Origin of the sequence: Streptomyces omiyaensis (genome assembly GCF_014650895.1) — a bacterium.
Lineage (GTDB): Bacteria > Actinomycetota > Actinomycetes > Streptomycetales > Streptomycetaceae > Streptomyces > Streptomyces omiyaensis.
The window spans coordinates 45,192-56,228 of the sequence record NZ_BMVV01000035.1 but is presented as its reverse complement, the minus strand read 5'-3'; the positions used below and the strand labels follow the sequence as shown (position 1 = coordinate 56,228).

The window sequence follows — 11,037 nt, the reverse complement described above, 5'->3', positions numbered from 1 at the left end:
CGGGTGAACGCGCTGCTCCACCGGGTGCCCCTGCGCGTCCTGCACGGCGACTTCGCCGCGCGGACGGAGGGGCGGCGCTTCGACCTGGTCGTCACCAACCCTCCCTACGTCCCGGCGCCGGGGGCCGGGCCGCCGCCGCGGGGTGCGAAGCGGGCCTGGGACGCGGGTCCCGACGGGCGTCTGGTGATCGACCGGGTCTGCGCGGCCGCCGCCGGTCTGCTGCGGCCCGGTGGTGTGCTGCTGATGGTGCACTCGGGCATGTGCGGGGCGCGGGCGACCGTGGAGCGGCTGGCCGGCGAGGGCCTGTCCGCCGAGGTCACGGCGCGTGCCCTCGTCCCGTGGGGGCCGGTGCTGCGTTCGCGGCAGGCCTGGCTGGAACGGCGGGGCCTGGCGGCCCCCGACGAGCGGCGGGAGGAACTGGTGGTCATCCGTGCCCGCAACCCCTGACGGCACCCCGGCCCCGGCCTGCGCCCACCGGGTGTTCCCCGATGCCCCGGGCGTCCCCGGACCGCCCCGTGCGCCGCCGACGGGCGAAGAGGCTCGCGCCGCCCCGGCGCGGGCGCTCCGCGGGCGGGAGTCCTCCTCCCGCCCGCGCCCGTCAGGCTCCGGCCGAGGACGCCCGGCGCCCGGCCCCTCGCCGCGTCGTGACCGTTCCCCGTCGGTCCGCGTGGTGACGGGCGCGACCACATGGCCGGCCGGTCACAGGGTGTGGGCCAGCCGGTCGGTGAGCAGACGGGTGAAACGGGCCGGGTCGGGCAGGTCGCCGCCTTCGGCGAGCAGCGCGCCGCCGAGGATCAGCTCGGCCGTCTCCGCCAGGGCGGAATCGTCCGCGCCCGCGGCGTGCGCGGTGCGCAGGGCCGTGACGAGGGGGTGCGCGGGGTTGAGTTCCAGGATCCGCTTGACCGGCGGGATCTGCTGCCCCATCGCCCGGTACATCTTCTCCAGGGTGGGCGTCACGTCGTGCGCGTCGCCGACGACGCAGGCCGCCGAGGTGGTCAGGCGCGACGACAGCCGGACCTGCTTGACCTGCTCGGACAGGGTGGTGGTCAGCCAGGACAGCAGGGCGGCGAAGTCCTGGTCCCGCCGCGCCCTCTCGGCCTCGGCCTCCGGGTCGCCCTCGCCGGGCCCGTCGAGGTCGACCAGGCCCTTGGCGACGGACTGGAAGCGGTGGCCGTCGTAGCCCGGGACCCGTTCCACCCAGACCTCGTCGACGGGGTCGGTGAGGATCAGGACCTCGTACCCCTTGGCGGCGAAGGCCTCCATGTGCGGCGAGTTCTCCACCGTCGCTCGGGTCTCGCCGGTCAGGTAGTAGACGGCGTCCTGTCCGTCCTTCATGCGCTCGACGTACTCGCGCAGGGTGGTTGTCCCCTGCGGGTCGTGCGTGGAGGCGACGGACACCAGCTCGAGCAGGGCCTCGGTGTTGTCGGTGTCCTCGACCAGTCCCTCCTTCAGCGCGCGGCCGAACTGCGCCCATACCGTCGCGTAGCGTTCGGCGTCCTTGGACCGCATGTCCTTGAGGGCGCCGAGGACCTTCTTCACCAGCCGTCGGCGCACCCCGCGGATCTGCCGGTCGTGCTGGAGGATCTCCCGGGAGACGTTCAGGGACAGGTCGTGGGCGTCCACGACCCCCTTGACGAAGCGCAGGTAGTCGGGCATGAGCGCTTCGCAGTCGTCCATGATGAACACCCGCTTGACGTACAGCTGCACTCCGGGCCTGGTCTCGCGGGAGAACAGGTCGAAGGGCGCCTGCGAGGGGATGAACAGCAGCGCCTCGTACTCGAAGGTGCCTTCGGCGCGCATGTGGATCGTCTCGGCCGGCGGCAGCCAGTCGTGGCTGATCTGCCGGTAGAACTCGTGGTATTCGTCCTCGGTCACCTCGTTGCGCGGCCGGGCCCACAGCGCCTTCATCGAGTTGATCGTGTCGGGGGCGGCCGCGGTCCCGTCCTCGGCGTCGGTCCGCCGGGCGGTCAGCATGATCGGCCAGCGGATGAAGTCCGAGTACTGCTTGACGACCTGACGGATCTTCGGTTCGGAGAGGTAGTCGGCCAGTCCGTCCTCGCCGTCGGCGGGCTTGAGGTGCAGGGTGACGGAGGTGCCCACGGGCAGGCCGTCGACGGACTGGATTTCGTACGTGCTCTCGCCGTCGGACTCCCACCGGGTGCCCGAGTCGGTGCCGGCCCGCCGGGTGAGGAGGGTGACCCTGTCGGCGACCATGAACGCCGAGTAGAAGCCGACGCCGAACTGTCCGATCAGACCCTCGGTGCCGGAGGCGTCCTTGGACTCCTTGATCTTCTCCAGCAGGCCGGCGGTGCCCGACTTGGCGATCGTGCCGATCACCTCCACGAGCTCGTCCCGGGTCATGCCGATCCCGTTGTCGCGGACGGTGAGGGTCCGGGCGTCCTCGTCGGTCTCCAGCCAGATGCCCAGGGCGGCGGGATCGGTCCCGGCGAGGTCGGGGTCCGTCAGCGATTCCAGACGCAACTTGTCCAGGGCGTCCGAGGCGTTCGAGATCAGCTCGCGCAGGAAGATGTCCTTGTTCGAGTAGATCGAGTGGATCACCAGTCGGAGCAACTGGCGTGTTTCGGCCTGGAACTCCAGCGTCTCGACACTGCTGCCCATGCGGATCTCTTTCTGTGGGAATGTCATGAAGGGGTCGTGAACGGATGCGGATGCGGAGGGGCGCGGCGAGAGGCTCCCGCCCGCCGCGGTGGCGCTCCTGACGAGCCGCGACCGCGGCGCCCGGCGTGGCGCGGCGTCCCAGGAGGCCGGTCAGGCGTTCTCCCCGAGGGCCGTCGTCCGCCGGTCCTCCAGGACGTCGAGCGATGCGGCCAGGCCGGCGTGGCGGGCGTCGAGGTGGGGTCGCACATCGGCCAGGGGGGCGAGGAGCGCGGCGGCGTCCGCGGCACCGAGCGCGGCGTGCAGGGCGTCCTGGGCCGGGCGCGCTTCGGACCCGAGCTGCGCGAGCGCGGTGATCTGCCCCGCGAGGCGGCGCAGGTCGGCGGCGTTGGCGCGCGCCCAGGTGGCGGTGGCGCGTTCGGCGGCCCTGGCCTGACGGGTGGCCGTCACCCGCTGCTCGCCGGTTGTGCCGGTGCCGGGGCGGCCGCGCAGGTAGCGCCGTTCGGCCGCCTGCCGGCTGGCGACGCCGAGGGGGGCGGCGAGATCGGCCCAGCTGGCGCCCGCGTCGCGGGCGGTCTCGATCAGGTCGGTCTCCCACCCGGCGAGCTGCTCACGCACCTGCCGCAGCAGCATCAGGGAGGCCAGGGCTTGTTCGGGCCCGGGCCCGGTGGTGTCGGAGCTCTCCTGCCGGGCCTCGCGCAGCGCGTCGTCTATGGCGGTGAGGGCCGCCGTGGCGGCGAGAAAGGACGCCGGGCTCCGGGCGTCGGTGCGCGTCGTGGACGGCCGGTCGGCTGCGGTCACGAGCACCTCCCTCAAGAAGTCATCCAGTGGACGACGCCGTGTTTGTCATCCATCGGATGACATGTTACAACGGTTTCCGTGCAGCGCATTGGCAGCAATCGCTCAAACCCGCTGGAGGTGTTCTCACCATGTTGATGCGCACTGACCCCTTCCGTGAGCTGGACCGCATGGCGCAGCAGCTGGTGGGCCCCGGTACGTGGTCGAAGCCGTCGGTGATGCCGATGGACGCCTACCGCGAGGGCGACTGGTACGTGGTGGCCTTCGACCTCCCCGGCGTGACCGCGGACGCGATCGACATCGACGTCGAGCGGAACATGCTCACCGTCAAGGCCGAGCGGCGGCCGGTGGCGAAGGCCGACGGCGTGAAGGTGGAGCTGTCCGAGCGGCCGCTGGGCGTCTTCTCGCGCCAGATCGTGCTCGCCGACACCCTCGACACCGAGCGGATCCAGGCCGATTACGACGCGGGCGTGCTCACCCTGCGCATCCCGATCGCCGAGCGGGCCAAGCCCCGCAAGATCACCATCGGCGCCGGATCCGGCCGCAAGGAGATCTCCGGCTGACACCGGCCGGACCTGCGCGGAGGGCGGGCACCCGATCTCCCCCCTCCTTCCCGTCCTCCGCGCCCCGTGGGAAGTCCGTGGAACAGATGAAGGGGTGGCGGCCGAGATGACCCTGCGACACGCCGCGTTCCTCGACGACGTCAAGGAACGCGGCAGGTACGACACCGTGGAGGAGGCCGAGCGCGCGGCCCGTGTGGTGCTCGCCCTGCTCGGCGCCCACCTGGTCGGCGAGGTCCGCGCCCGGCTCGCGGCGCGCCTGCCGGAGGAGTTCGCCCTGATCCTGCTCAACCCGCTCCAGAGCGCCGAGCCGCTTTCGCCGGAGCGGTTCGTGCGGGCGACCGCGGCCTGGATCGAGGGCGCCACCGAAGCGACCGCGACCGGACGCTGCTGGCCCGCCGTGCGGAGTCCGCCGCTCCCGAGCCCATGCGCTTCCCGGACCTCACCGAGGGCCTGTTCGCCGAGAGCACGGTCGCGGGCCGGGGACAGCTGTCGGTGCAGGGCTTCGTGGACGACGGCACCCGACGCGACCGCCTCGACCAGATCGTGGGGGGCGGGTTCCACCTGCTCGTCGCCGAAGACCACCTGCCCGCGCTCGAGGACGACCGGCTGCTCGACGGCCTCGCCGCGGCCGGCGTGCGCGTCGTCGCCCTCGGCGAGCGGGCCGCGACGCATCCGTCGGCGACCGTCGTGCGGGACGTGGACGGCACCTACCGCGCCTGGTTCGCCGAGCTCGGCTGCTCGGCCGTCGTCGTCCGGCCCGACTTCTACATGTACGGCACGGCCGCCGGCTCCGACGCGGTGACCGGCCTCGCGGCCGAGCTGCTGGCCGCGGTCCACGGAGGCGCGGGCGCCCCGGAGGTGGGGAGGGACGCCTGATGCCGCCGTCGCACGGCTCCGAGGGCGCGACCCCGGCCGGTCGGCTTCCGACGGCCCCGTCGGGCCGGTCACTATGATCGCGTCCGTGAAGACACCCCATCCTTCCGGCTCCGAGGCCGGCGAGACGTCGCCGGCCCGGCAGGGCATCCAATCCGTCGAGCTGGCGATGACCGTCCTGCAAGCCCTCGAAGAGGGGCGGGGCCCGATGAGCCTGACGCAGATAGCCGCCGCCAGCGGCATGCAGCCCAGCAAGGCCCACCGCTACCTCGTCAGCCTCACCCGCGTCGGCCTCGTCACCCAGTCGCCCAGCTCCGGGCACTACGACATGGGGCCGGCCATGCGACGGCTCGGGGTCGAGTCGCTGCGCAGGATGGACGAGGTGGCCCTGGTCAGCGAACACCTGCCGGGGCTGAGGGACCGTACCTCGCACGCGGTCAACCTGGCGGTGTGGGGCGATCACGGTCCCGTCGTCGTGCGCTGGGAGTACGGCGCCCACGCCCTGCCGATCACGGTCCGCGTCGGCGCCACCATGCCGCTGCTGAACTCGGCGATGGGAGCGGCGTTCCTCGCGCACCTGCCCGAGCGGCTCACCGAGCCGGTGCTGCGCGGACAGCTGGAGACGGAGACCCTGGACGCGGCCACCCGGGACCGCGTCGACCGGATCCGGGCCGAGGTGTTGCGCGAGGGGGTGTCCACCACCGTCGGCGGCGTCATTCCCGGCGTCACCTCCCTGGCGGCCCCCGTGTTCACGGCCGGCGAGTCCTTCCCCCTCGTCGTCACCCTCGTGATGCCGGCGCGGGGCGTCACGGAGCAGGACGTGGCCCGCCTCTCGGAGGAACTGCTGAGCTCTACCCGCGCCATGTCCGAGATGCTGGGACACTCCACGGTCCAGCACCGGCCGTAGGACGTACGCGCCTCCCGGACGCCGGGGGGCGCGCCACGGGACTCGCGGGTCCCGCCGCGCAGGCGTGGTTCACCGGCCCCCGCCGGGTACGGGCGGATCGGGGCCGCCGTCCCCGGCGCCCCCTCCTCGCTGGAAGGCGAGGATTCCGGCGCCGCGACATGATGGGTTCACCGACCCGCTGGGAGGCGGTGGCCATGAGCACGAAAGCGGAGGACGCCGGTGAGGGCGTTCCGCCGCCCCAGGTGGCAGCCGCGCTGGTCGACCGCCGGGGCGTCGTGATCGGCTGGTCCCACGCCGCGGAACGGCTCGTCGAGCGGCCCGCGCCGGAGGTGATGCACCGTTCCGTCCTCCGGCTGCTGGCCGACCGCGGCGCGGTTCCCGCCGGACGACTGCCGGACCGCGGGACGGCCAGGCTGCGGTGCGGCTCAGGCAAGACCGTCACGGTGCGTTACCGAACCGACGGGCTGCGGAGCCCGGAACTGTCGCTGATCCTGGCCGTCGCCGCCGACCGGCCGGCCGAAGCGGAGTGGGACGCGGCCCTCACCCGGGCCCTGCTCGCGCAGGAACGCATCGGCTTCGTCCTCCGTGACACCGATCTCGCCGTCGTACGGACCAACCTGGCGCGGGGCGCGCACGTCGGGCCGCCGCTCCCCGTGGGCAGCCGGCTCTCCGACGTCATGCGCCCACCCGACGCGGCCGAGGCCGAAGCGGGGCTGCGGGCCGTGCTGGAGACGGGTGTGCCCCTCGCCGGACACGAACAGCGGGTGAGGTCCGCACGGCCCCCCTACGAAGAATGGTCCTTCTCCGTGTCCGCGGTACGGACCCAGGACGCGCACGGACGGCCCACGGGCGTCGCCGTCCTGTTCACCGACGCCACGAGGCACTGGCGGGCCGAGCGGCGGCGCGAGCTGCGCCACCGCGCGTCGGCGGGGATCGGGAGCACGCTCGACATCGGCAGGACGGCCCAGGAGGTCGTCGACGCGCTGGTCCCGGACTTCGCCGACGTCGCGTGGGTCGATCTGGCGGACGCAGCCCTCGCGGGAGAGGAGCCGCCGAAGACCTTCGGCGGCGGCGATCTCCACCTGCGCAGGGCGGCGGTGCGCTCCGCGAGGGGGACGTGGCCCTCCGGCCTGCTCCCGCCCGGCGCTCCCGTCCCGCCCTTCCCCGACCTGGCCATGGTGCGCGAGCTCCAGGAGGGCCGCACGATCGTGACCGACCGCGAGACCCTGGGACGAGGCCTGGCGGACCCGGACCACCTGCGGCTCGCGGCCCCCGAGGACGGCCACTCGATGATCGCTGCCCCGCTGTTCGCGCGCGGCCTGGTGCTGGGGCTGGTGGCCGCCTGGCGTACCGACCGACCCGAGCCCTTCGAGGAGGAGGACGCGATCCTGCTCTCGGAGATCGCGGCGCATTCCGCCCTCGGAGTGGACAACGCCCGCCGCTACACCCGTGAGCACCGTGCTGCCGTGACCCTCCAGCGGCGCCTGCTGCCCCAGGCCGTCACCTCCACCCGGGTCATGGAGACCGCGGGCGCCTACGTGCCCGCGTCGGGGGGTGCCGAGATCGGTGGGGACTGGTTCGACGCGATCGCACTCCCCTCGCTGCGCACCGCCCTCGTCGTCGGGGACGTGACCGGCCACGGTCTGCACGCCACCGCCACCATGGGGCGGCTGCGCACGGCCGTACAGACGCTTGCGGACCTGGAGCTGCCCCCCGACGAACTGCTCGCCCACCTGGACGACCTGGTGTCCCGGCTGGCCGGCTAGTCCGGTCCCGCGCAGCACGACGTGGTCGGCGCGACCTGCCTGGTGGCCGTGCACGACCCTGTCGCCGGACGCTGCACGATGGCTTCCGCGGGGCACCCTCCGCCCCTCCTGGCCCCGCCCGGGGGACGGGCCGCGCCGGTGGCCGTGCGGCCGGGACCTCCCCTCGGCGTGGGCGGCTTCCCGTTCGAGGCGACGACCGTCGACGTGCCCCCGGGCAGCGTCCTCGCCCTCCACACCGACGGCCTGCTCCAGCACTACGGCGCCGACGACCCCGCCCGCGCGGTGACCGACCTGCTGACACGGCTCCGGCCCGCCGACGGAGACCTCACCGCGATCGCGCGGGCGCTCATGAGCGGCTCCGGATCGGGCCCCCCGCGCGACGACGCGGCCCTCCTGCTCGCGCGCACCGCCCCCCTGGGGGAGGACTCCGTCGCCGACTGGACGTTTCCCGCGGATCCCCGGGCGGTGGCCTCGGCGAGGGAGGCGGCGACGGGCAAGCTGGCCGCATGGGGACTCGAGGGGAACTCCTTCGTGACCGAGTTGATCGTCAGCGAACTCGCCACCAACGCGGTGCGGTACGCGGGCGGCCCCGTGGGCCTGCGTCTCGTCCGCGACGAAGCCCTCTTCTGCGAGGTCACGGACCCCAGCAACACCCAGCCCCGGATGCGCCGCGCCCGCGTCGGCGACGAAGGGGGACGGGGACTGTTCCTGGTGGCTCAGCTCAGCCGCCGGTGGGGGAGCAGGTACGGACCGACGGGGAAGACCATCTGGGTCGAGCAGGAGCTGTCCGCCTGAGGGCCGGCCCCGGCTCGCGAGGGCTCTCCAGGCCTTCGACGGGGGGCGGTACGGCCACCGTCCTGCGAGAGCCGGCGAGAAACCGCCCGGGCCGCCGCCCGCACGGCCGGTCCGCGGCCCGCGTCCGGGAACCGCTGCCGGGCGCCGCGACCGACGGCGCCGCGACCGTCTCGGCGCCGTCCCGCACCGGCGCGGCCACCGTGCTCGCCGGCCAGGGGGCGACTCTGGCGGCCGCCCACGCGGTAGCGCACGGGCCGGCGTCCAGCGCCGACGGCCTCTCCACGGGCAGCGCCTCCCCGTTCGCGCACATCCGCGACCGAGGCCCACGCCCACGAGCCCGCCGGCGGCTCCTGCGACCAGCGGAAGGCGCCGGGGTCAGGTGGCCGCAAGTTCCGACGCGTGCGGGGCGGCGGGTCCATCCCGGCTTCGGACTCCACGACGAGTTCGACCACCCGGCCGAGGCCGGCGCCTCGGCCCGCTGACCGTCCTGCGGACGACGACGACCGAACCGGCCGGGTTCCTGGACGAGGAGGGAGCCTCCGGCCGCACCTTCCCAGGCATGCCCGCCGAGCGGATGGGCGGCGGACGCGTCCGCAGGAGGGGGAAGCGCGGCGGGGCGGGGAGCGTGTGCACACCACCAGCGCGTCGTTCGGTGGACGGCGGCCTGGGACGGCCGCCCTTTCGTACGATCACGTTCTGTCCGGATTCCTCTGCGGGGGCCGGGCGGTCGTCCTCGCGTGCGCGGGGACGTTCGACGAGGAGGCACGGCCGGTGCATTCGTGGCTCTCCGAGCGCCGCCGGTCCGCGGTGAGTACGGTCGTCGGGGCCTGTGTCGCCGTGCTCCTCGGCCTGCTGGGAGTTCTCGCGCCGGGGGCCGTGTCCGCCTCCAGTGCCGATCTGGGCGTGGTGGCGCTGTTCGCCTACCTGCTCTGCTACCTGGTGGTCACGCTGAGGGCCTTCTCGAACGCGCCGCCGGAACGGATCCGCGCCTGGGCCCGGCGGGAGGCGCGGGGCACCGTGCTGCAGCGCTACCTTCTGGGGACCGCGCCGGGCCCCGGCGTGTCGGTCCTCATCGCGTCGGCGGCGCTCGTGGTGTCGGCGGTGTGGCGTCCCGGGCATCTGGGTTCCGCCTTCCCGGCGACCGCGCGGGTTCTGATGGCGCTCGGTCTCGTCGTCGTCGCCTGGATCTGCGTTCTGGTCGCCTTCACGGTCGCGTTCCATGCCGACAACCTCGTGGAGGACGAGGCGGCGCTGGACTTCCCGGGTGGGGAGACGGCGGCTTGGGCCGACTACGTGTACTTCGCCCTGTCGGTCATGACGACGTTCGGGACGACGGACGTCACGGTGATGTCGCGGGAGATGCGCCGGACGGTGGCGGCCAACGCGACCATCGCGTTCGTCTTCAACACGGTGATCGTGGCCGGCATGGTCGCGGCGCTGGATGGTGGGCAGGGCGTCTGACAGGTGCCGTCGGTCCTCGGGCGATGGTGGGGCGGTGGCCGGTTCGTCCGCGCGTGCGGAGTGAGCCGGCCACCGCCCCTCGTGCTCAGGGGGTGAGTACGAGGCGGATCGGGTCTCCGATCTTCTTCTCCAGCCGGGCGACGGCCTCCGCGGCTTCCGCCAGCGGGACGTGGGCGCTGACGGAGGGGCCGAGGTCGATCCGTCCGGCGGCGGCCAGTCCGACGAGCTGCTCCACGTGCTCCGGCTCGGAGCCGTAGTGGCCGCGGACCTGGTTGACGTTGAAGCAGAATCCGATGCTGTCGGCGATCGCGACCGGCTCCGGGGTGAGTCCGGCGAGGACGAGCGAACCGAAGGGACCGAGGACCGACGCGGCCTGGGCGCGGGCGGCGCCCACGCCGGCGAAGTCGAACGCGACGTCGAGGCCGCGCCCGGCCGTCGCCTCCCGCACCGCCTCCGCGAAGTCCGGGGCGAGGGGGTCGAGGGCGACGTCCGCGCCGAAGAGGAGGGCCCGCTCGCGGGCCGAGGGCAGCGGGTCGATCGCGAGGATCGGGGCCGCGCCGACCATCCGGGCGAGGCGCACGGCGTGGGCGCCGAGGCCGCCCGCGCCCCAGATGCCGACCGACTGGGCGGGGCGGACCGCGCCGGTTCCCACGATCGCGGCGTACGGGGTGGAGACCGCGTCGGGGATGATCGCGGCCTGGTCGAAGGGCAGGTCGTCCGGTATGGGCAGCAGCGTGCCCTCGCGGGCGATCGCGTACTGCGCCCAGCCGCCGTCGTAGTCCAGGCCGCGGGTGATCGGCCGGTGGCACGTCATCCGTCGCAGGCAGCCGCCGCAGTCGCCGCACGCCTCGCCGGCCTGGAGGACCACGCGCTGTCCGGGCGCCCAGTCGCCCTTCACGTCCGGGCCGAGGGTGTGGACGACTCCGGCGACCTCGTGGCCGAGGGTGACGGCGCCCGCCTTCGTGACGGCGTCGGTGGGGAAGAAGGGGCTCAGGCTGCCGTCGATCAGATGGATGTCGGACAGGCAGACGCCGGCGGCCCGCACCTCCACGAGGACCTCGCCCGGGCCGGGGACCGGGATCGGGACCTCTTCGACGGCGAAGGTACGGGTGTCCAGGCGCAGCCGCCCGGCCAGCATGGTGTTCATGCGGAGACCTCGATGTGCTCGATGAAGGAAGCGCGTGCGTAGCTCAGGCGCTCGACATGGTCGACTGACCATGTCGATTAACCGTGTCTACTGACGGTGTCATCTGTCAAG

The 11,037-nt window shown here is 73.8% G+C and carries 8 protein-coding genes and 2 pseudogenes; 7 read left to right on the top strand and 3 right to left on the bottom strand.

Going from position 1 to position 11,037, the window contains the following annotated elements:
• Window positions 1-447: class I SAM-dependent methyltransferase (locus tag IE287_RS34455; protein ID WP_189853242.1), on the top strand; the 447-nt coding region annotated here is incomplete at its 5' end.
• Window positions 448-699: 252 nt separating this feature from the next.
• Here IE287_RS34455 and htpG read toward each other — a convergent pair.
• Window positions 700-2,619 (bottom strand): molecular chaperone HtpG, encoded by a 1,920-nt coding sequence (gene htpG, locus IE287_RS34450; protein WP_189853240.1) that lies wholly within the window; start codon window positions 2,617-2,619, stop codon window positions 700-702.
• A 150-nt stretch (window positions 2,620-2,769) separates the two neighbouring features.
• Window positions 2,770-3,417, bottom strand: coding sequence for a type III effector protein (locus tag IE287_RS34445; protein ID WP_189853238.1), 648 nt, complete (start codon window positions 3,415-3,417; stop codon window positions 2,770-2,772).
• A 128-nt stretch (window positions 3,418-3,545) separates the two neighbouring features.
• Here IE287_RS34445 and IE287_RS34440 point away from each other — a divergent pair, with 128 nt between their 5' ends.
• From IE287_RS34440 to IE287_RS34415, 6 genes and pseudogenes are all read left to right on the top strand, one after another.
• The gene (locus IE287_RS34440) at window positions 3,546-3,977 is read left to right on the top strand and encodes an Hsp20/alpha crystallin family protein (RefSeq protein WP_189853237.1); all 432 of its coding nucleotides are present in this window, start codon (window positions 3,546-3,548) and stop codon (window positions 3,975-3,977) included.
• Window positions 3,978-4,083: 106 nt separating this feature from the next.
• Window positions 4,084-4,356, top strand: a pseudogene (locus IE287_RS34435) (DUF2267 domain-containing protein); the annotation flags it as partial.
• A gap of 44 nt (window positions 4,357-4,400) precedes the next feature.
• Entirely contained in the window at window positions 4,401-4,853 is a 453-nt protein-coding gene (locus IE287_RS34430) for a hypothetical protein (protein WP_189853250.1), read from the top strand.
• 85 nt (window positions 4,854-4,938) lie between these two features.
• Complete coding sequence (locus tag IE287_RS34425; RefSeq protein WP_229883924.1) at window positions 4,939-5,757, top strand: IclR family transcriptional regulator; 819 nt, start codon at window positions 4,939-4,941, stop codon at window positions 5,755-5,757.
• A 194-nt stretch (window positions 5,758-5,951) separates the two neighbouring features.
• Window positions 5,952-8,318: pseudogene (locus tag IE287_RS34420) on the top strand (SpoIIE family protein phosphatase).
• 771 nt (window positions 8,319-9,089) lie between these two features.
• Window positions 9,090-9,779 carry a DUF1345 domain-containing protein gene (locus tag IE287_RS34415; protein ID WP_189853248.1) on the top strand — a complete coding sequence of 230 codons (690 nt, stop codon included), beginning with the start codon at window positions 9,090-9,092 and terminating at the stop codon, window positions 9,777-9,779.
• A gap of 85 nt (window positions 9,780-9,864) precedes the next feature.
• Here the strand turns inward: IE287_RS34415 and IE287_RS34410 are convergent, their stop codons facing one another.
• The gene (locus IE287_RS34410; protein ID WP_189853233.1) at window positions 9,865-10,926 is read right to left on the bottom strand and encodes a zinc-binding dehydrogenase; all 1,062 of its coding nucleotides are present in this window, start codon (window positions 10,924-10,926) and stop codon (window positions 9,865-9,867) included.
• Between the last annotated feature and the right edge of the window lie 111 nt (window positions 10,927-11,037).

What these genes read in the sequence shown, in the direction of transcription:
- IE287_RS34410 (WP_189853233.1), bottom strand. Translation starts at nt 10,926, where the DNA reads ATGAACACCATGCTGGCCGGGCGGCTGCGCCTGGACACCCGTACCTTC.
- htpG (WP_189853240.1), bottom strand. Translation starts at nt 2,619, where the DNA reads ATGGGCAGCAGTGTCGAGACGCTGGAGTTCCAGGCCGAAACACGCCAG.
- IE287_RS34440 (WP_189853237.1), top strand. Translation starts at nt 3,546, where the DNA reads ATGTTGATGCGCACTGACCCCTTCCGTGAGCTGGACCGCATGGCGCAG.
- IE287_RS34430 (WP_189853250.1), top strand. Translation starts at nt 4,401, where the DNA reads ATGCGCTTCCCGGACCTCACCGAGGGCCTGTTCGCCGAGAGCACGGTC.